The 22527-nt window shown below is 62.3% G+C and carries 9 protein-coding genes; all 9 read right to left on the reverse strand.

The window, feature by feature from the left end; translation table 11 throughout:
- Positions 1-231: 231 nt before the first annotated feature.
- Complete coding sequence (locus tag NKH23_RS29640) at positions 232-882, reverse strand: hypothetical protein (protein WP_352716701.1); 651 nt, start codon at positions 880-882, stop codon at positions 232-234.
- Positions 883-914: 32 nt separating this feature from the next.
- Complete coding sequence (locus NKH23_RS29645; protein ID WP_353036059.1) at positions 915-7376, reverse strand: RHS repeat-associated core domain-containing protein; 6462 nt, start codon at positions 7374-7376, stop codon at positions 915-917.
- A 25-nt stretch (positions 7377-7401) separates the two neighbouring features.
- Positions 7402-10236: a leucine-rich repeat domain-containing protein gene (locus NKH23_RS29650; protein ID WP_353027137.1), complete on the reverse strand. Its 2835-nt coding sequence runs from the start codon at positions 10234-10236 to the stop codon at positions 7402-7404.
- Positions 10237-10302: 66 nt separating this feature from the next.
- Entirely contained in the window at positions 10303-12423 is a 2121-nt protein-coding gene (locus NKH23_RS29655) for an RICIN domain-containing protein (RefSeq protein ID WP_353036061.1), read from the reverse strand.
- A gap of 19 nt (positions 12424-12442) precedes the next feature.
- On the reverse strand, positions 12443-14488 hold the full coding sequence (locus NKH23_RS29660; protein ID WP_352979639.1) for a hypothetical protein: 2046 nt from the start codon (positions 14486-14488) through the stop codon (positions 12443-12445).
- Positions 14485-15816, reverse strand: coding sequence for a hypothetical protein (locus NKH23_RS29665; RefSeq protein WP_353027138.1), 1332 nt, complete (start codon positions 15814-15816; stop codon positions 14485-14487). The genes NKH23_RS29660 and NKH23_RS29665 overlap by 4 nt, the downstream gene beginning before the upstream one ends.
- Before the next feature lie 5 nt (positions 15817-15821).
- Positions 15822-19670: a hypothetical protein gene (locus NKH23_RS29670; RefSeq protein ID WP_353036063.1), complete on the reverse strand. Its 3849-nt coding sequence runs from the start codon at positions 19668-19670 to the stop codon at positions 15822-15824.
- On the reverse strand, positions 19667-20995 hold the full coding sequence (locus NKH23_RS29675; protein ID WP_352979645.1) for a hypothetical protein: 1329 nt from the start codon (positions 20993-20995) through the stop codon (positions 19667-19669). Before NKH23_RS29675 ends, NKH23_RS29670 begins: the two co-directional genes overlap by 4 nt.
- Complete coding sequence (locus NKH23_RS29680; protein WP_353027140.1) at positions 20992-22065, reverse strand: hypothetical protein; 1074 nt, start codon at positions 22063-22065, stop codon at positions 20992-20994. Before NKH23_RS29680 ends, NKH23_RS29675 begins: the two co-directional genes overlap by 4 nt.
- Positions 22066-22527 lie beyond the last annotated feature (462 nt).

Below are 22527 nucleotides of genomic sequence, written 5' to 3' on the forward strand. Positions count from 1 at the left end.
TGGCGCCACATCGGCCACCTCGTTGCGACGATCGAACCCGGCGAATGCAAAAACTACTTCGCAAACGCCGGATACGCTTCCGTCAAAACGTGAAAGACTCTAGTGATCTGTTAGACAGTAGAGTGCGCAGATTGCCGAGCCATGCGATGCGGTGCCTGACTCAGGCAGCAGGCCACGAGCGTCTGGGCTAGCCTCGTTCGCTCGCGGCTGTTGCTGCTACCTCGTAGCTGCCTACCGCAGGTCCAGCTGCAATTGGCCGCTATAGTCCTCCGTCGTCAGGAAGAAGCCCTCATCGATGGCCTTGGCTTTGAACGCGGGATCGGAGCCGAGGTCCTGGAATTCCGGCTTCAATGTGCCGGAGGCGTCGAAGTAGCGATCTCGAAAGCTCGCCCGGTCAAGCCCTGCATAGTCTCCGCCCTTACCTGCGACGGTGCAGGATTTCAGTTCGGTTTGGTCGGCAGCGTCAGCCGGGAAACTCTTCCTTGCGAAATCCATGGGACCGATGCCTGGCGCTATGCTGCGGGGGAATTGTGTGACGCACCGCGCTGTCGCATCACCCGCAGCGATCGTCAGATCGAAATAGGGAGGCCTCAGGCCCTTGGTCGCGAGGTAGGCAAAGGCACGGATGCGATTGGCTGCCCTCAAGGTATCAAGGTCTGTCGTCTCCAGAATGCCGCCATTGATGGTGAGCTTTCCAGTTCCGCCAAGTGCTGCAATTTGCTTCTGCAGCCAGTCTGAGTCGCGATCGATCCAGGTCAGGAAATCGAGCGGAATCGCTTGTGGCTCCTTCATCTGCGGGTTCATGGATTGGGCGAGCGCCCCCGCGGTGGCGAGCATCGCCAGCCCGGCCAGGGCCGCCGTAAGGAGAGGGAAGTTTCGCATGTCATGCCTCCGTCCTTCTACGTTGCCGCGAATCAGTTGTAGTGGTTGCGCGGCTTGATGCCGAGCATGTCGCGCAATTGGTTCTCTGTTATGTCGTCAGGCCGCGGCGTTCCGCCGACACCGACGGTCCGCGCTTCCTCGTCCATAGAGGTATGCGGCTTTCCATCCAGCCCGTTGTAGGTGGCTGGCCCCATGCCGGAGATCTGCCCCGCCTGGATGTGGGAGGCGTGGATCTGCTCATGGGCAAGCACGATGCCAGGGTCGGCCGGGTTTTTCGCGACCGTGCCGGTCGACTTGTCGAACTCGCTCGACGTGCGGATACGGGCCGCGGCCGGATCGTAAGAGATGATCGCCCCTCCCGGTGTCGTCATCGGGTTCTTCGTGGGATCGGCGAGATCGGTTCCCGTACGGCCGGCGACGTTCTGGATCGTCACCGTTTCCGGGCTGTCGACAATCCTTTTGGTGAGTTCGCGCCCTGTATCCATTCCGGTACCGGGCACGAAGAAGTCCTTGACGTCGAGCCAGGCGCCGTGGAGCCAGCTTTGCGAAACCTCGCCGGTCTTGCTGTCGACTCGGGCAGTCGGGTCGGTACGCTGGATGTCCTCCTCAACCTGCCGCCGGTAGGCGGCATCGCCGGCCACGATCTCCTTTAGGCCTGTCGGGTCGATATAGGCCATCGGATTGTTGTTGGCATAAGCGAAGAGATTGCATGAGGTTGGGTTGCCGGTGCAGCGCTCAGGATCGCCGACATAGAGCGGGTCGGGTGAGACGAAGCGGCCAAGGGCCGGATCGTAGTAGCGGGCACCGAAATAGTAGAGCCCGGTATCGTCGTCGAGATATTTGCCGGTGAACCGATGGTGCGTCTTTTCGCGCGGCAACTCGCCCGAAACATCCGTCAAGTGATCGGCCCAGGCAGGAGCCAGCAGCTCCGGCTTGTGCTCGGTTCCGTATGCCCGATAGAGCATCTGCTCCACCGGGGTGCCGCCCGAGGCGATCACATAGTCGCTGCTCTCAATATGGTCCTTGAGGTAATAAAACCATTTGCCGGTACCGTGCTCGAGCCGCACCAACTTGGTTGAGGCAATGTTGACATAGCTCTCCTCGCCCTTTGGGCCGACCTCGAATGTCTCCACCGGATAGAGATAAAGCTGGTCAGGCTTCGATCCGTCCGGAGTGGCGACCTTCTTGTATAGGCGCCGACCGGTCTGGTCGTAGCCGTAAAAGACGTCGTTCGTTGCGGTCTGCGCTCGGATGAGCCTGCCGTTGATGTCGAAGACAGTGCCGGTAAGGTTCGGCGACGTCGCCAGCTGACCGAAGCCGTCGAAACCATATGGCTTCGACGCGCTGCCGGCCGGAATGAGGCCGGTTGCGCTGGCTGCCGCCGGGACAATCCCTGCCCCGGGATCGAGCTCGTCATTGCGGGCGAAGGTGCCGGCCGGCGAATAGCCGAATTCGGCATGCTTGCCGTAGCGATCGATGCTCACGAGCTCGTTCTTGAAGTCATAGTGAAAGCTGCCGGAGCGATCGACGTGGGTCGCGCCGCCGGCACCACTGCCCAGCGCATCGACGATCTGTGTGATCGAGCCGTTCGAATTGAACGCCATCGCCAGGTCCTGCAGCGGAACGCCTCCCGCTTGCGAGACAATATGCGTCAGGAACAGCGTCGTCGGATCGTAGGTCATCTGCGTGAAGGCGCCGAGCCGGTAGTCGACGCGCTCGATGCGTCCTTCCGGATTGTAGGTGATGTTCTCGATCACTTTCTGCGGGCCGGCGAAGTCTGGATGGGATACCGTCACGGAGCGGAGGTTCTTGTCCGGTCCAAGCGCGAATTTCGACGCGAGGCCGCGTGGGCCAATCGATGAGTCAATCCGGCCATCGAGCGTGTGATGGAAGCGATCGGCATATTTTACGTGGTTGATCTCCACCTCGTTGGCCGTCATACGGCCATTGGCATTGTAGGCGTAGCGTTCGACCGCGTCGAACAGGCCATTGGGATCGTGGATTATGACCTCGGTTATTTTGTCGAGCGGTAATGCGATCGGCAGTTCGAACCCGTCCGCAGAGGCGATGTCGACGCCCCGGTCGTAGCGGTATTCAAGATGGAGGACACCATCGTCAACCTCAGTGAGTTTGCGGTTGAGGAAGTCGTAGGTGGACGTCTGCACGGAAGCTTCGCCGTTCGTGCCGACGCGCGCGATCGCTGATTGCCGCCCGCGCGCGTCGTAGAAGGCGTACCGGTCGCCCATTCCGGGAATCGACTGGAATTCGATGTCGCCGACCGAATTGTAGACTAGCCGTCGAGGAGTGGTTTCGCCCGGCAGCCAAATCTCGCTCAAATAGCCGAAGGAATCGCGCACGAAGCGGGAGATGTGCATTACGCCGTCGCCGTTGGCGGCGATGAAGCCGGTCACTCCGTTCTCGTTGCTGAGCGAATATTCCTCGCTCCGTACCGTACCGTCGAACTGATCGGCATAGGTCGTGATTGTGTGCGTGCCCCAAGGCCCGAAGGTCATCTCGGTAAGCTTGCCCGACGGGTAGGACTCGCGCACCATGCGGCCTGCCGCGTCGTATGTGTATGCGTTGCCGATTTCGTGATCCGGGCGCGGAACGTCGCCGAGGTCGAACACCTTCTGCAGGTTCAGGTCGTCGACACCGCCGAAGCTCCTGACGACGAATGGGGTCCAGCGGAACACCAGTTTCTCGTTACGATTGTAGAGCGCGAAGTTGCGGACCCGCACGCCCCCCTCGGCAACGCTTTCCAGATCGGCGACCTGGTTCCCGCGCGCATTATATGCCGCCAGTTCGGCTATGAACTCGCTTTCGCCTTCCGGCGTTTCAGCTGCGCTCTTGTAGCGGCGCTTCGATGTCAGGATCAGTGAGGGCAGGCCGCTCTCGCCGATCTTGTAGCTGTAGAATTTCTCCGCACCGTCGGCTGCCGCCTCGTGGATCCTGCGGCCGAGCGCGTCATAGTCGTTGGTGACGACCATGCCGAGGGGAGTCGTCATCGTCCGCACAGCTCCGGCCCGTGGTCCGTCGTAGGTCATAGACGTGACCTGGTTGAGCTCGGACGCACCACCTGCCATCTTGGTGTGGCTCAGCGGCAGGGTGCCGGTCTCCTCGTAGAGAACGGCCTCTGTCTGCCCTAGGTCGTCCGACAGCGCCGTGGTGTTGCCGAAGACGTCATAGGCCATGCTCTTGGTGAGCGTGCGGGTGGCGTTGCGGAACTGCTCGAGCGACGCCGGCAAGCTGCTGAGGCCTGAAAAGACTTCGAGCGTCCGGGTGCCCATGCGACCGCCCGCGTCGGCTAGATAGGTGAAGCTTTCACGGCTGAGCAGTCGCGTGCCGGTAAGGATACGGCGCTCGGATGCGGCGTTGACAATGCTGAGCGCGGCGAGATCGGCCCGCGATTGCGCATACCCGGTCTGGGTGGTGCGGCTAAAGCCCTGGACAGTCAAACCCGCGGGTCCCGGGATATCGCGAACCTGCACCGTTTCCGAGGCGGGCATATTGAATTCGTCGAAGTCCGTATAGGTCTGGGTTTTAACCGGATCCTTGCATTCGGGATCCGCCGGTTCCTGCTGTTCGGCCTCGCCGGCGGACTCGGTTAGAGTTTCCTTGACTTTCCTGAGGTATGACGAGCCCTCGCCGTTCGGGTGGGCTTCCCAAATCGAAGCCTCGCATTTGAGCATCATGCCGGTCGTCGGCAGCTTCTGGCTGCGCGTGGCAGTCGACAGCGAGTGCAGCGCCGCCGCCGACGGATCAAGCGTCTCGGTTGTCTCCGCGCTCGCAACGAGTGTCGCCTCGGGCTTCACTTCATAGGTCTTGCGGATCTTCAGTTTGCCGGCGAGGTTCAGGTCAGCCGCCGTTTCGGCGAAGGTGTAATATTGTTCGCGATCGAGACTTGAACGCTGCGTGACACGCTGGCCGGCCGCGTTCTCGTCGCCGTAAGCGACCTTTTCGACATCCGAGAAGCCGATGAAACGGCGATTGATCACGTCGTAGAATGGGTTGTGGTAGAAATATTCGTCCGTCTGCACCTGGTCGCGAGCCTGGCCCGGTATTCCCTGCGACGTGACGAGCTGCTTGGCGACGACAACAGGGAAGTGCAGGTTGCGCGTCGGCTGGCCGTTGGCGCGGTCGCGCAGCATCTCGTCGATCGAGGTCGCATAGCGAATGTCGTGCCGCCGGCCGGAATCAAAGTCGACGACCGTGAGCAGGTTGGCCTTGACGAGTTGCATCGTGTCGGTGCGGTTGAAGTCAATGACGACGACGGGCTTCACCTCATCGCCGGACGGCTTCTGGAACACGATGATTTCGGTCTGACCGTCGCCGTCGATGTCGGCGACGCGCGAACCGAAGGTCTGTGTCGACGTGCCGAGTTGAACCCGCAGATTGAGTGTGATGCCGAGCGGATCTTTCAGGTAGGTGCCGTCGCCAAAGCCGAGCCAGATGCGCATCTGGTCGGTGCGCTCGCCCATAGACGCGAAATCGATGATGCCGTCCCCATTGGCGTCGATGTACCACATCGTGACGAGGCTATCGCCGGGCAGCATGCCGCCAATCTTCGAGAAGGTGCCGTGACCGCAGACCGGATCGCTGATCGCGGCATCTCCGAACAGCAACGCATTCGAGTCCGTCGAGAAGGCGTTGCCCTGGTTCTCGTAGAGGCAGAAGCCCTGGTCGGCTGGGCGGATGACGACGAGATCGGGCAGCCGGTCGCCATTGATGTCGACCATCCGCACATTGTTGCGGCCGAGTATCTGGCCGTCCTGGCTGTTGAATGGGAACGCCTTGGTCAGCGTGCCGAAGTTGACGCTGTAACCGCCATCGGCCTGGCGCCGTGTGAGATTGAGGAATATCCGCCATTCGGTGCGGCCATCAGCGTTGAGGCGCGTCGTGACGATGTCAGACAGGCTGTCCATATTGACGTCGGCGAAGCGGCCGTTGCCGCCCGCGAATGTCGTCGGCGAGACGCCGAGTAGCGGGATCGAGCGGCCGAGATAGGGGAAAGTCCCGTCGGCCTTGCCATCATAGACGTGCATCAACCCATCTTCGATTTCGACGATGTCGACGAAGCTGTCACCAAGGATGTCGGCAAAAGCGAAGCGGTTGTCGGTGAGCCGTGGCGCGATCTGGCGCATCAGTCCAGCCTCGGTCGGACGCGACAGGATGAGCTGGCTCGTTTCGCCGAAGGCGCTGTTCAGGTCGCCGCTGCCAAGATGCACGGTCGCGCCATCATCCTTGCTCTGCACGATGTCGACCAGCGCATCCATATTGAGGTCGGCCAACTCGAAATTCTGCGGGGGGATGTCGCCAGCGAACGCCATCTTTGGCGCTTCGAACACGACGGGGCGCGACGCCAGCTCGGCGCTTGTCCACGACGAATAGCCGAAATGGATATCCGGGAACTTCAGCGTCGATTGCGCCAGCGCCTCGCCGCCGGTGTCGCCATAGCGATAAAGCACGCGCAGCTGGTCGAGCACATTGACCGACTGGGTATCGATAAGCGGTGTCAGGTCGGCCTGAGCCTTCGCCAGGCAGTCCGGATGCGCCCGGACGATGAACTTCGACGTGTCACTGGTATCACGGCCGACATATCCCATGCACCATTGGCCGTAGACGGTGTCCTTAAACTTGGCTGTCATCTTGCCGTAGAGCCGGGCGTTTTCCTGTCTGCTGCCATTGGTGTGGCTGACGAGCGTCGATTGTGTCTCGATCAAGTCGAACTGATAGCTGCTCTGGCCGCCGGCGAAGCTGGCCTTTGTAAGATAGCTGCGTCCACCGAAACGCTGGTAGTCGTAGCGGACGGCTTCGCGGTTGGCGTTGAGCTGCAGAACCAGCGGCCATTTCGTGACGTAGGGGGTGGCTATATCGAAATTGCCCTCCGCCACGGACGGATCGCCGCTGAAGATCAGCCGCGTTCCGTTGGCATTAATCACCTCAAAGCCTGAGGGGATGGTATCGGTGTGCAGGCCGCCTGTCAGGTCGAGCGAAACGACGTCGAACGCGCCAGTGTGGTAGAGGATCTTGACGAAATCCTCGGCGTATTCGGGCTTGTACTCCCAGACGCCGTTCTGGTTTCCGAGAAAGACGAGCCGAGCGCCCATGTATGACAGGCGGGAGAAGAAATCGCCGCCCGGCTTGGTGCCGGGCAAGGCCGTGCCGAGATCGTCATTGACGGCGATCGCCTGGGTGTTGAACTGCCAGCCGATGCCGAGCCCGTTGCCGGTATCGCCCGCGAACTGGCTGTAGGTGAGGCTCATCTGCGGCCCGAACTGGCCGCGCGTCGGCAAGGTGGGCAGCGGCAAGGTGAAGTTCGCGGATCCCGTGTTGTTGTTCAGCGAGAAGCTGCCTTCCTCTTGCGAGACGGTGCCGCCCGCCGCGGGCAATTGCACGACTGACGTCGCCGATTTGTCTTCGGCGCGGGCCGGGGAGCCGAGTACTGCGGCGCCGGCGGTCAGGGCTGCGAGAGTGGCAAAGGTCTTTGCGAACATGGGACTACCTCTCCGGATGCAGGCATTACTGATGAATGTGCGGGCTCACGATGATGAGTTGCAAGCAATTCGGGCGTGGACAGATGACCGAGGGCTGGACGGCGATCGCGTCTTGCAAGTGAATGTTTCCATCGAAGATACGCAACGGCTCGCGCTTGCAGGCTTCGGCGACTTGCTGGAGGAGCGGCTGCGGGAACGAGCAGATCGGGTTGTTGCCGAGATAGGACTTTCCGATCACCGGATGGACCTGAGCGAAATTCTCAACCCGGTTACCCCTCAGATCGACGACCGACAGCGCCGGAAGCGTGCCGAGCGGCAGCGCATTGAAAACGCGGTTGTTGCGCAGATCGACATCCGACAACGCTGGCATGCTCGACAGATTGCCGACATTGGTGATCTGGTTGTTATTCAGGTAGATGTATTTGAGCCCGCTCGAGCCGAAGCGCGGGATGGCCGACAGCCGGTTGGTGGCGAGGTTCAGCTTCTGAAGTCCCGTCAGCGATGCGATCGGCGACGCGTCGGTGATCAGGTTGTCGAACAGGTTGAGTTCGCCCAGCGCCCGGAAATAGACCACAGGGTTGACGGCGATGATCGACTTCTTGTTCAGCGTCAGGCTGGTCAATGACTGCGCCCAGTTCTGCGCTGCGCTGCAATCGGTGCTGTCGATGTGGCCGGCCTGCATGCGGCTGTCGAGTGCCGCCATGAAGCCGCGCGAGTCGCCGAGCGCGATCGAATCGAACCGGTAGACGATGCAGTATTCAGCGAAGCTGGCGTACTGCAGCGGCAGGTTGCGCATTCCGGCGTCGTCGAGCAACGGCAGGTCCGCCAACGGCATAACGGATTGCACCTGGGTGTTCGAGAAATAGAGCTTGGTGAGCTTGTTGAGCAGCCCGATGCCGATCAGGTTCGACAGTGGATTGCCGTCGACGTTCAGTTGTTCAAGGCGGCGCAGTTGCAATACCCCTTGAATCGAGGGGATCTGGTTGTTGCGAATCCAAAGTTTTGTCAGCCCCGGTACTGCCGACAGCGCCGAGACGTCGGACAGCTGGTTGTCGGACAGGTCGATGGAGGTCAGATTGCCCATCACCTGGAAGAGCGAGACGCTGGTCAACCCACGGTTCTTCGCATCGGCGAACTGGCGTGAGCTGAGATCGTCATAGGCTCTGCCGCAGACAGTCTTGCCTGAGATGGACAACAGCGCGTTCACTTCTGCGGCTTGCGCGGGGGTCAGAAAGTCGGTCTGGTTGCGCATCAGGCATGCCGACAGGAAATCAGTCGCTTGCACAGGATTGTCGGAAAGATCGAGATTGATCAGGCCCGACAGCGCCGCCAGCGGCCTGACATTAGCGATCGAATTCTTTGACAGGTTGAGTATGCCGAGATTGGTCAGGCCGGCGAGCGGCGCGACGTCGGTGATGTCATTGCTCGAGAGGTTGAGCGAGGTGAGTTGCGGCAAGGTGGCGAGCGGACGCAGGTCGCTGACGATCTTGGACGACAGGTCGAGCGCCGTGGTCGCCAGCAGCTTGTTGCCGACCGCCGAACATGTTCCGCCGCCCTCCAATTCGACCATGGCGCGAACGGTCTGCCCAAGCGGGGTCGCGGCATCGCGGTGCAGCACGCAAAGGTCAACGAAGCTTTGCCCGCCGCCCGCTACGATTGGGTTGCCGCTGAGGTTGATGGCTAGCGTCGAGGGGAAGCTTCCGAGATTGGCGAAGGTATCGATCTTGTTGTTGGCAAGGTTGAGGCTGGTCAGCCCGCCGAGCGCGCTGAGCGGTTCGAGCATGTCGCCTGTGAGTCCATTGTTGCCAATGGACAGTATCGAGAGCGCCTGCAGGAATTGCAGCGGCTCAAGGCTGGCGATCTTGTTGTTGTCGAGTGTAAGGTTCGTAAGTAACGCCAGCGCTGACAGCGCGCGGATGTCGGTGATGTCGTTGTCGGAGAGGTCGGCCCGGGTCAGCGCGGTCAGTGGCGCCAGCGCGTTGATGTTGCTGATGTGATTGCCGGAAATGTCGAGGAAGGTCAGCGTCTTGAGCTTGGCCAGCGGACCGGGCTCGGCGATCGAATTGTTGGCGATCGACAGGCTGGTGAGGTTCGTCAGCACTGTAATCGGCTCGAGCGATTGCACGCCCTTGCCGTTCAAGTTCAGCGTCGCGATCGATTCCAAGAAGGTCTGGGCGGTGGCGCAGGCGGCCGAGTTGCCGAGCGCAGAGACCCCGCCGGGCGTTGAATCGAGCACCGCCATCACGGTCGCCGTTTCAGCCGGCGTGCGGTCGCCCTTGACGCACCATTTTGCGAAGGTCGTCGGCTTATCGACCAGCGGCGCGCCGGAGAGGCACGCGATGGTGTGGATCTTGCCGACGAAGAACGGCGTGGGATCCGCGTTCAGAGCCTGGTCGAGATTCAGCTTCAGCTCGGTGACCAGCGGCGCGCAGCTGGGAATGTAGATCCGGTCGGAAAATGTCGTCGCGCCGAAATCGGAGGGGAATTGCAGGTAATAGACGAGGCCGCTGCCATTATCGTGCGCGAACACCTTGATCGGATATGTCTCGCCCGACGGGCACAGCAGCGGGTTGGCAGCGGGATCCGCGGCGACGATCGCGCTGTCGACGGCGGTTAGCACCTCCGAGGGAACCGTCGCGAAGCCAAGTCCGCGAATCACTGCTTCCTCGTCAGCCTGGTCCTTGCAACGGATGCGATAACCGCGCCCGTCGGAGATAAGCAGCGGATAGTGCAGTCGGTTCGCCTCCAGAGACGGATCCTCGAACAACACAACCTTCGGTTCGTCCGCGCGGGTCAGGCCGGCGCCGGCGGTCACGAGCAGGACCAGACCGAGGAGCAGCGATCGGGCGATGCGTTTCATCTGGCTTCTCCTTTCGAGGCTCCAGGCTGATCGATGCAGGTCAATCAGCCCGAACCATTAGCGACGCTACCTCTCGTCCGCCGCCTTGACGGTCCAATAGCTCGACGGATCGCGATCGCAGGCGAACTGAAGGGCCGGGATGTTGTTCAAGTTGCTAACCCCGCCGGCAATCGTCAGGCACTTGCCCGTCTGGACGTTCTCCGCCTGAACTCCGTCGCGCGTCTCGATTAGATTCCAGCGGCGTGAAGGATCGCCGTCACAGTTGAATTGCAGGGCCGGGATATTGTTTTCGGTGCTGACTCCGCCGGCAATCGTCAGGCACTTGCCTGTCTGGACGTTCGCCACCTGGAAGCCGTCGCCTGTTTCGACCAGCCTCCAGCGCTGCCATTGACTATTGTCGCAGTCGAATTGCACCGTCGGCGCGTTATTGTCGGTTCTTCCTTGCGCGACCGACAGGCACTTTTCGGTTTGCCGGTTCACCAGCACGACCTCGGGGTCGGCCGCCCGTATACTCCAGAACCGTGCCGGATCGCGGTCGCAGTTGAACTGGAGGGCAGGGATGTCGTCGTCGGTGCTCACCCCGCCGGCAATCGTCAGGCATTTTTTCGTCTGCACGTTTTCAGCCTGAAAGCCGTCGCCGGTCGCGGTCAGCTTCCAGCGTCGCGACGGGTCCCGGTCGCAGTTGAATTGGAGGGCCGGGATATTGTTGTCCGTGCTGATCCCGCCGGCAATGGTCAGGCATTTTCCGGACCGCACGTTCTGCAGCTGAAAACCGTCGTCCGTCTCGACCAGCTTCCAGCGGCGCCACTGGTCGCCGTCGCAGTTGAACTGTACTGCCGGCGCGTTGTTGTCGAGGCGCCCCTCGGCAACGGCCAGGCATTTGCCGGTCTGCATGTTTGCCAGCACCACGTCGGCCTCCTTGATTGCCGTGATGCAGGCTTCGAAAATCTTCCCGGAGGCGACGGTTGAATGCTCCGGTCGACTGATGCAGACCGGATTGCCGTCCAGCGAAGGGTTGAATGGCAGGATGGCGCTGACGGACTGCACCGTGGCCAGGCGGTTGGCGCGCAGGTTCAGAGCGGTAAGTTTGGCCAAGCCCGTCAAGGCGCGCGCATCCGCGATCCGGTTCTTCGACAGGTCGAGCACCGTGAGTTCTTGCAGAAAGCGCAGCGGCGACACGTCTGTGATCTTGTTGTTGGCCAGAACCAGCCGCATCAAAGCCCGCGCCGAGGCGAGCGGTCGCAGGTCGGCGATCTGGTTGGAACTGAGGTCGGCGTCGGCCAGCTTCTTCATCACGGCCGCCACGTTGATGTTGCTGATCCTGTTTCGCGACAGATCGAGGAACGTCAGCTCGGTGAGCTTTTCGAGATCGCGCGTGTCGGCAATTTCATTGCCGGACAAGGTCAGGCTCGTCAGATGGGTGAGTGTCGCCAGCGGCTCAAGGTTGGTCAGCCGTCGCCCGGCGAGGTCGAGCGTCGTGCTAGACGCGAGAAAATCCTGCGCGCTTGCGCACGCGGCCGGATTGCCCAGCGCAGAGGCACCGCCGGGTGTCAGGGCAAGCAGCTCCTCGACCGTCGTCTGCTGGGCGGGATCAAGGTCATCCTTGAAGCACCAGCTGGCAAAGGTCGTCGGCCGGCCGACAAGTGGCGCGCCGGCGACGCATGCAATGGTATGAACCTTTCCGGCGAAGAATGCGGTGGGATCGGCGTCAATCGCCTGATTGAGATTGAGTTTCAGTTCCGCGACTAGGGGCGCGCAGCCGGGAATGTAGAGTTGGTCGGAGAAGGATGTTGATCCGAAATCGGTCGGGAACTGCAGGTAGTAGACGAGCCCGCTGCCACCGTCGTGCGCAAAGACCTTGATCGGGTAGTTCTCGTCGGACGGACACAACAGCGGATTGGCGGCGGGGTCGGCCGCGATGACCGCATTGTCGACGGCGGTCAGCACTTGCGACGGAACGGTGGCGAAGCCCAGTCCACGGATCACCGCCTCTTCGTCAGCCTGGTCGTTGCAGCGGATGCGGTAGCCGCGTCCTTCGGAGATGAGCAGGGGATAGTGCAAGCGGCTGGCGTTCAGCGTCGGGTCCTCCAACAGGACGACCTTCGGCTCCTCGGCGCGGGCCGGACCGGCATCGACCGCCAGGAGCAGCGTCAGCAGAAGGAGCAGCGAGCAAGCGATGCAGTTCATCTGGTTTCTCCTTTCCGCTCTATTCGACCAGGCTGAAGCGGCCTGGCCCGCAAGCCCGGCTCGTATTGTCGCGTGCGATGTCGTTGCCCGGCAGCAGGAAACTGGCGCTTGAGCCGCTGTCTGCGAAACTGACCGCGCAGCGGAAGCCGGATACCGTCGAGGTGGTGAAATTCGCCGACGAACCGCGCTCGAGCTGGATGGCGGAGCCGATCGCAAGGCCAGTGGCGGTCGGCGCGAAGCTATCCGAGCGGCCCGCCACGATCGCCCCTCGCAGAACCAGCGGATTGGCGGCGGCGACATCGGTAAAGTCCACCCGCATCAGGCTGTCGGAGGTGAGCACCGCGCCGAAGCGCGCGCGGACAATAGTGGACCGGGCGGGCGCCTGGGCCGAGATCAGCAGCCGTGCCCTTACGCCTTGGATCGCCAGCATGTCTGCTTCCACCCTGAGGCCGCGCGCATAAAGATCGGCCAGGCACAGAGACACGCCACGCGCCACCGGCGACAATCCGTCCGCCACGGTGCCGATCGTCACATTGTCGAGCGCGACAGTGCCGTTCTGCGCGATCACGGCGACGACCTCGTCGGTCGTTTGATCGGCTGCCCGTGCCAGATCGATCCGCTCAAGCTCGAGCCGCGGCAAACCATCCGCAACGATGATCACGCCAGTCGCGGACAGGATGCATGACGAGGTTCCGGCCGGCACGCGGTTGGCGGTGCCGACGAGCCGCGTGCGGGCGACGCCGGGGGCAGGCGCCATATGCACCGTCTGGAACGGCAATCCCTTCAAGACCAGTGTCTGCGGCACCTGGACCGCTGCAGGCAGTTCGAGCCTGAGATTGACCCGCCCGGCGCAATCGCCCTCGGCGGAGAATTGCGTCAGCGTCAGCGAGCCGCCATCATTAATGCGGCGAACGCACGTATCGCTGGCCGAGCCGCGACAATCGAAACCGGTAGCCGGCGGCGGAGCGGCTGTCAGCGCGCGATCAGTCTCGCCCATCCAGTCGCCAATGCCGGGGGCAGACAGGCCGAGCGCCGAGGTGAGAAGCGGGCAGCCCGTGAAGGACAGGCTTCGCCCTTCCGCGAAGGTCCAGTCCAGCCGCGCATTGCCGAGGGGGTCAAGCGAGCTGATGGACGGGCCGGCTGGCAGCGGCGCCAGGCCGAGGTCGATGCCCGGCTGCGCGAAGGCCGCGTGCTCGCGCTGATAGCCGTCGCAATTCGACAGACACAGGTCGACGAAGGGCGCCGAACGAAGCGCAGCCACCGCGTCGGCGCCGAGCAGGGTTACGGCCTCGGCCTCGGCGATTCCGAAGAATGCTCGCAATTTCTTCTCTACCGCTTCCGCCGCAGCCGCATCGACGATGATGTCGCGCGTCGCCCTGCCGTCGAGGCGCACAATGGGCAGGTAGGAGGGCTGCGCGCCTTCGCCGGGCGGCGTGTAGCGCACGACATAGACCGTGTCGCCGATGCTGTCGGCGCTGAGGAAGGTTTCAAACCGGTGCAGGCTCCAGCGGGCGACGCTCGGCACTGCTAGGTCCAACGGGCCGCCGAGATCGCCGCGCCCGCAATCGAGTACGAACGGTGTCCCAACGCTGGGCGGCGTGACGAAGCCCTGGAGCACCCCCGGCAGTTGCAGTCGCTCGCGGATGGCGAGCGCCGCCTTGATCTCCGCGCAGGCGGTGGGCACGGCAAAATAGCCGCTGCCCGAGGGGGAGGGGAGATAATAATTGCCCGATGCCTCGACGTCGGCCCAGATCGCGGTTGTCGCCGGCCAGTCGATATCGAATGCGGTGCCAAGGCATGGCAGCCGCGGCTGCGCCCCAAAGCCGTTTTCAGCTTGAACCTTGGCGAGCGTCGTCTGCGAGACCGTGGCGGTGTCGGGCAGATGCAGCAGCCGCTTCGCCTGGCCTGGGCTGGTGCAGCCGGCGAGTTCCACCGCCTTGCCGTCGAAAAGCGCGACATAGACGTCCTTGTTCTGGTCGGTCACGAAAGCAGCAAGCTGCGGCTCGGCGCGGGCCACCGAAGCGCCCGCGAGAAACAGGGCGAGCAAGGCGGGCGCCTGTCTCATCGCAATTCGCTCAGGCAGCTTGCTGCGCGGACGGGATCCATGTTGACCTCGGTCATCAACGGATCGAGGCCGGCCGACTGGCACAACTCCTTGACCGAGATCGAGTGCGGCCCCTGGAAGTCGACCGTAAGCTTTCCGCTGGTGATCTGCCCGTTCTGGCCGACGCACAGCGGATTGTTGGCCAGCGCCGGCCGACGGCAGGTGCGGATGACGTCGGCCATCGCGCGGCGATTGGTCAGTTCGCAGAAGTAGATACGGCAGAGCGCGGCGACAGTGGCGCGGTTCTCGGCGTCGGCATTGATGATGCGCTTGATGTCTGCGACCAGCGCGCCCGCCTTGGCTTCGAAGGCGAGGCTTTCGACGCGGGTCTTCTCGCCCGTGATCTCACCCGACCGTTCGGTGATCTTCGGCATCAGGTTGATGTTTTCCGAGGTTATGAACAGCCCGCCTTTCCAGCGGTCGAACTCGTCAAGGATCGAGGTCGCCCTGAGGATCGCCTCGCGGTAGGCGCTGTAGATCGACCCCATCTTGGTGTCGCGCGCCGCCTCGTAGACCTGGTTCAGCGCGGCATACTCCTTGTTCACTGCATCGGCACCGGTCTTGATGTCGTCGATGCCGGCGCGCGAACTCTGCATCAGGCCCTCGGCGCGCTTCAGCTTGCGGGAAAACATCGCCGTGATCGGGCTCTCAACGCTGGCGAAGTAGCTCTCGATCACCTTGCCGGCCGCCCCGTCGGAGAAGGCATCAATCTCGGTGTCGGACAGATTGGAGATCAGGCCGCACTGGGCGTCGAAATCGGCGCTCAAGGGGCCGGCCTGGCAGGTGCTCATCTCGGCCAGCCTCTGGTCGAGCGTTCGGTTCGAACCGAGTCGGTCGGCATACTCGAACAGCGCATGGTTCCATTCGATCGCATTCAAGTCAGCCTGGCTGTGCCGCCGGTCGCGGCAGAACAGCGTCTGTTCCATCCGGCTCTGGTTGCCCGAAGCGCGGTAGGCGTCGAGATGACGCGTCGCCTCGGCACAGTTGGCCAAGCCTGAAATCAGAGCGGCGAGCTGCTGGTGGACAGGCGGCAGTCCGCGTGTCTGCGCCTCGCGCATCAGATTGGCAGCGCGTTGGCTGTCGTCGGGACTGCGGGCCGGGCGGTGGAAGACGCAGAGGCCTTGCTCGAAGGTCTTCAGCGTGCCGTCCGGAATGGCCGGCCCCTCGCAGTTGGGAGCGTCGAGAACGCGCGATTCGATCGTATAGCCGGCGAGATTGTCGACAAACAGGTCGCGCGCGGCCGCTCCCGTCGCGCAAAGCGCCAGACCGAGCGCTGCTGTGACGACCATCGCTCTCACGGAGCGCTCGCGAAGATGAAATAGAGGGTGAACACAGCGCCGTCGAAGGGGCAGTCGCTCGGCTGCAGCGACAGCCGGTACGAGCCGATCAGCGGCGCACCGAGATAGGGCAGGATCAGGCTGGTGTCGTTCGATGGTCCGGGAGCGCGCGGGAACTTGCGCGCCTGGTAGCGATCCTGCACCCAGTAGCGGATGATCCGGCTGATCTCGTCGCCGCTGTCGGCCTGGTTGAAAAAGGTCTGCAAAGCGACCCGCTCGGGCCCGACCGAAATGTCGGCGCGGACCTCGCTCGACCCCTTGGTCAGCGGCTTGAGGACGAAGCCGCTGCCGCGGTGTTGCAACGCGAAGCGGTTCCACTGCGCCCCAGTGCACTGATAGTCGGTGCCGACGAAGACATCGATCAGGGTCAGGTTCTTGCGCTCACGGAATTTGTTGGGCGCCCATAGCGCGAAATAGCCGTTTGCCTTCATCAGCGCGTCGGTCGACGCGAAGGGCGAAACCTCGAACTCGACATTCTCGTCGAGCGCCAGCTTGCGGGCGAAACCGGAATTGGCGGGCACGACGATCTGGGCGACATCGATATTGATCTGCCGCTCGTCGAAGAAGCGCTTGGCAACAATGTCGTCGATCATCGCCTGAAGCTGAGTTGCGTTGCGCACATAGACCACGGGCACAGTCGCCGCCTCGCCGGTGAAGGCCTGCACCACTTCAAAGCGGCGGCGCATGAGGTGCATCAGCCGGTTGGCGGTCTCGAGCACGCGCCGCTTGGTCACCAGATATTCGGGGATGCCCTTCATCAGGTCGGCGACGGTGTCCTGGGTTGCGATGAACAGATTCTTGCTTCTCGCCGGATCGTCAATCTGGGTGACGAGCTTCGTCATGTCCTCCTGCTGCTTCGTCACCTCGGCCTGAACGTTGCTCTGGAACTTCAGCATGCTGTCCTGCAGCGCGCGGCTCTTGAGACCGAGTTCCTTGGCCTGGTTCAGGCCTGCGACGAGTTCCTCGGTGTTGCCGCGCGACTGTGTAATGCGCTGCTCGACGAAGGCGAGCTCGGCATCGTTCAGCGCCAGCATCTTGTCCTTCTGCCGGTCGCGCAGTTCGTTGATCAGGTTGGTAGAGGCATTTGATTCCTCGGCGAGGCCAGTCACGGTCGTCTGCGCGGCGCGAACGCGGTCGATGCGGCCGTTGGTTGCGGCGACCAGTTCGGCGACACGTGCATTGTCGTCGTTGAGCTGAGCTTCCGACAGGGACAGCTTGTCGAGTTCGAGATTGACAATAGCGATCTCGTTGGTCAGCCGGTCGATCGTGCGTTGCTGGTCGGCGATCTGGAAACTGAGCATGTCGTTTTCGCGCGCCTGAAGATCGAGCCCGGCGAGTATGCGTGCATGGTCGGACGTGAGTCGCGCCACCTGCTCGTCGATGCCGAGATCCTGGCTCTGGCAGTCGACCGCCGCCATCGAGCCCTGCAGCGTCAGTTCCTTGATCTCCTCGGCTCCCTGCGCCAGCCGACCGGCGAGCTGGAAGTGGGTGTCGATGAGTGCCCGGGCTTTGAGCGCCTTGTCGAGGTCGAGTTCCTCGTTCGCCTGGCGAAGCTGCGTGATCCGCTGCTTCAGGCCATTGATCTGGTTGATGTTCTCCTGCGTCACCCGGCCGGTCGCGATGATCGTCGACAGGATCGACTGCGCCGCTTCGAGCGATGCCTTGACGACCTTGGAGGTGTCGATCTTGGTCGCCGCGCCGCTGGCGAGCCCGCAGGCGCAGACATTGACCTCGGGTATCGCCGCGGAGATCGCGTAGGCGGCCTGGATGGCGGTGAGTGTGATCTGCGCGGCCTGCGTCGTGCCGTTGAACGCGGCGAACCAGGCGATCACCTCGGTGAGCTGGCCGTCGACCTGGTCACGCGCCTCCTCGAGGTCTGCCTTCCTCTTAGCGTAGACGTCACGCTCGGCTTGGTAGAGTTTCTTGGCGAAGTCGGTTTCCGTCTGCGTGAACGAGCCGCAACTGACGTTCGCCAGTTCCTGCGGCAGCGAGATGTTCGACGTGATCATCTGTTGATCGGACATCAGCGGCTCGACGTCGGCGAAATCGGCGTCACCGATGACGCACTTCATCAGGAAAGCCCTGGCCTGGGTCTGCGTGGTGAGGAGCTGAGCCCTGAGGCCTGATTGTCCGTCCGGGCCGCACATCTGGGCCACGTACTGGTTACGTGTGAACGCCGGCGTTACTGTCTGGCACGGCTGTTCACCCGCCAGCAGTGGGGTGAACGGATGGGCCGGCGTTTCTCCGATCAAGGCAAGCTGGTTCTCGATGCCGCAAAGCTGCTCGCGGTCGACGGCCCGGCGGCGCTGATAGAGATCGGTCTGGCGCAGTTGCAGTTCAGTGATTGCTCCGTTCGCGCGAGCGATCGCACCCTGGTTGTTGGTGATTTGCGTTTGGAGGATCTGCCGCTGGCGAACCGCCTGTTCGAGCTGGTTGGCGTTGCGCTCGGTCTGGCGGGCATATTCGGTGATCTGGCTTTCGAGCGAGGAAATCTGCAGATCGAGGTTCATCTGCGTCATTTCCCAGTTCAGCAGCCAGCGCAGTTCGTTGCGCCGCTCGATTTCGGCCTCCTTGGAGAGGACGATCAGGTCGAGTTCCTGCCTGTCGTTGATTTGACGGCGCTGGTTCTCGAACTCGGCGATCTTGGTGGCGAGCTCGATCTCCAGCGACCTGATCTGCTGGCGATAGCCGAACGTGTCCTTCTCGGCATCGACCGCGTTGATCTCTTGCTGGACAGTGGTGGCGAAAGTCTGCGCCTCGTGTTCCAGCTTGCCGATCTTGTGGGCGATCAGGTTGACTTCCTGACTACGGATCGTCCGCTCCTCGTCGATCGCGCGGGTCGCTTCGCCCTCTTTGTTGGCGTACCACCGGTCAACCAACGTCTCGACATTGCGCTCAACATCGGTCAGCCGCTGTTCGCTCTCGGTCAGTGCCTGCTGCAGTTCCTCGAACGGGATCGTCGTGAACTGCATCGGGTCGATATTGAGGAACAGGAAACCCTTGCGCACACTGTCCATGCGTGCGTTCAGGTCGCTCTGCTGCAGCAGCAGGTCGGCTCGCAGGTCGTCGTAGGTGGACTCGCCCGGAATATCCATTTGCGTCTCGACCAGCACCCACATCGCGGCTTCGTAGTTGGTGTAGGCCTTGGAGAGGTTGGGTTGGCTGTCGAGACCAGCGCCTCCAACGGCGCCCAGTGTATCGCTGACCAGGAAGTCGAGCGCCTTGACGCGAGCCTCCGAAAGGGTCTGGTACCATACGTCGCCGGTATTCATCAGCAGTTGGATCTTCAGCGAAGACAGCGCCGTCAGCTGCCGCACGAAGGTGCGGTAGCTCGCATCCTCTCCCGCCGTGGTGCCATGGTCACCCCCTTGTTGTCGGGCGAGAACGCGAAGGCCCCGGTCGACGATCTCGATCCCTTGCCGGCCGAATTCCTGCGCCGCCTGCGGCGAAACCGGCGTATCGTTGCGGCTGACGCCGCTCGCCGATGACAGGAAGGGCACGTCAGCAGCGAGGAACAGGCGATAGCGCCCCAGTTGCAGGTGGCAGTCGAAATCGCACACGATCGCCAGCCGTCCGGTCGTCTCGTCGCCGCAGGTCGTCAAGAACTGTTCGAGTTCGGTTGCGACTTCACCCATATATTTCACGTCGGCTCGGAAATTGGCGATCTTGAGCAGCGTCGTCAGCTCGCCGGCATGGCCGGCGGCCGCGTCGACGTCGAGCGCCATGCAATCTTGCGCGCGCGCCATTCCCGCAGCCGCAAAGATGATGCTGATGACCAGTCCGCAAAGCAGGAAGAACCGCCTCATGGCTGCCCCGCCATCAGAAAGACCTCGGAAATCTGGCGCACATGCCGGGCAAGTTCGGCCATCTGCGCCTTGGAAAGCGACGGATTCTGGAACCGTGCGACCACTGCGCGGGCATGGTTGATACAGTCCTCGTAGGGGCTGCTGATTTTCGCGGTCAGCGCGCCAGTGTCGAGCGTGAGGTCGAGCGCTGAATACGCTCCACCCAGTCCTGCGCAGGAAGAAAGCTCAGCCGTGATCGCAGGATCGTCGACAACATGCGTGAGGCCCGACAGAGCCGTCATCACCCCTTCGATCTGCCCGACGATCTGCGCCATCCTTGCCTTCCCGTCTTCGAACTCCTTCAGCGAATCCGGCTGGTTGAGGCTGGAGAGATCGACCGCTTGCAGCGTGGCGATCGTCTCGGCTGCCTTCAGCTGATCCGCCTTGACGAGCACCATGTTGGCCTGCGCGTTGCCGAGCACACGCTCCAACTCCATAACCTCGGCCGACTTGATCGACACGTCCATCTCGTTGACCAGCGACTGGTATTCGGTCGAAGCGGCGTTCATCAGGTTGAGCGTATCGTCGACCTTCGTCCTGACTGCCTTGACGATCTGGCCGCGCACCCGCGTCTCGATCAGCTCGGTCGTTTCGGCGCGCCCGCGCACTGGCTTGGCCGAACAGACCAGCTTCGCCAGCGCGTCCGAGCCGAGCCGTGCGCGCACGGCCTCGACGATCGGGAATAGCGGACGCCAGGCGGCAGGCAGCGCATCCGCGCTTGCGCCCGACAAAGGCCCGGCATCGATTTCGTTCATTCTCGTCAGATGCCGGCATTTCGCCGGCAAGTCGGCCCCCGAGAAGTAAAGCCGCCCGGTGACCAGATAAGCCTCGATGGCGGCTGCGTATTGTCGGCCGACGAGGGCGGCGAGCTCTTCGGCGCTATCGGTCGAAACTGGGGCGAAGAAGCGGTAGCGGCTGAGATAAATCTCCGCCCAGGCAAGGCGTCGCAACAGCACCGAGGCATCGTCGGCCGAAAGCGGGATGACCGGAAAACCGACGCTGCGGCTGCCGCCGGAAGGGGCCGATGCCTCGCCGATTACCTCGCCGGCGAAGGGCAGGCCGAAATCGGGCTGCGTCGCCTCGCGACTCGGTTCGACGGCGGCGGGACCGGGGGCGAGCAGGCTGAACCGGGTCGTCTCGGGCGTCGCGCTAGAGAGCGTCGCGTTCCAGAAACTGTCAAGCTTCTCCGACGTGTAAGCGCGCTCCAGGATCGATGCGGCGCCGGCTTCGCCGGCCAGGACGCAACTGACGATTAGAAACAGCACAATGTCTCGGATGCTTGTCATCGGCAGTACCACACCCTGTCGGCCGCGCCAGCCTGGGCGCAGATTCCGGTCGCACCGCCGTGCGCCTTCCAGTCAGCCTTTATTTTGGCGAGATCGTTGAATGCGCCCTGTGCCGCATTGTCGGCATGAACCTCGGCGTCCAGTCGCCAGAAGGGCTTTGCCGGATCGGTCGGCAGCAGCACTCCGATCATGTTGATGTGGAAGGCAGAGATTTTGAGAAAGTCCTCGGCGCTTGCAACAGTGTTGCGATTGAGATTTGCGTATTGCTCAGGCGTGACGTCGCCGAGCGCCCGCTTGAACTCTCCCTCCGAGACTTCGACGGAGCGCAGCATCTGCGTTGTCTTCGCCGCCAGCCCGTCGAGGATCGAGGTGTTGGCGACCAGCGTCGCGCCCGCACCGCTCACCGGTCCGAAGATCTCTGCAAAAATGGCGCGGATCGCCTTCAAGTGCGTATCGGCCGATTTGATCTCGACGCGGCGCAGAGCGATGCCTGTTTCGAGATCGGACGCTCGACTGACAAAGCTTCTCAGCGCCAGTTGCAGCGTGTCGAACGAGGAACGGGCTTCCGGCGGCGGCTGCAGGAATACCGAGCGCGCATAACGTACGGCCTCGCTACGGGCGATGTCCTCGACGGTAGCGCGTGTCAGCGCCGATTCCGGACAGCCGGTGACGTCGCCGAGGTCAGTCAGCATCTGCGCGGCATGATAGATTTGATCCATCTGTCGCATGGTGCCGAACGAGCCGCTGGTGGTGAACTCAGCCTCGACGCCGGACAGATAGTCGGTCAGGTATTCGCGCGCGAACTTCACCATCTCGCACTGCACGCCGGCGGCGCGTTCGCGAATATGGCGTCCGTAGAACGATGCGCCGACGAAGTATTTCTGGTCGGGCGTCGGTTCGAACCGCTCGACGAAGAGCGACTGGATAACGGTATCATATTCGCCGCACGCATAGGTGCGTTCAAGACATGCGGGGTCGGTCTGCAGGTCGCACTGCGATAGCGCGGAGCCGCACATTTGCTGGGCTGCCGCGAGGTCAACCCCTCCGCCGAGCACAAGAACCGCGGCCAAGATGATCGCTGTATTGAAGACGCATCTCTTCAACATAACGACCAAAGGAAAATGCACAAAAGCCTCCCCTCCCGCCGAAGCGGCGGCCCCATTGCTTTTTTACTGGCAATATCTAGCAGGCTACTTTTGGTATTTGCTCGTTACAGCGAAAATTGGCCGCCAAAGGCGTGGCCAATTCAACCTCACATTCGCTATAAAACGCCTCAATAAAGTAAGTTAAAACAATTTGTCTGTCAACACACCTGGCTTTTTGCATTCCATCCCGGAAAACTCGGCCTAAGTGTCGAGGCAGTTAACATATCGTAAAGAATTGTCTTTCCGCTTGCTTTGGCCTCGTCCAAGCGTCGTTCGGCGCCCACGTTCGAGTGCGGAAGGTCACGATCTGGCCTGAGAAGCCGAAGAACTGCGCTGAGGAAGAGCAGACCAACGTCCAGCGATCGCCTGGCGATCGCCAATTTGGCA

Origin of the sequence: Mesorhizobium sp. M1328, from assembly GCF_040318075.1 — a bacterium.
Lineage (GTDB): Bacteria > Pseudomonadota > Alphaproteobacteria > Rhizobiales > Rhizobiaceae > Mesorhizobium.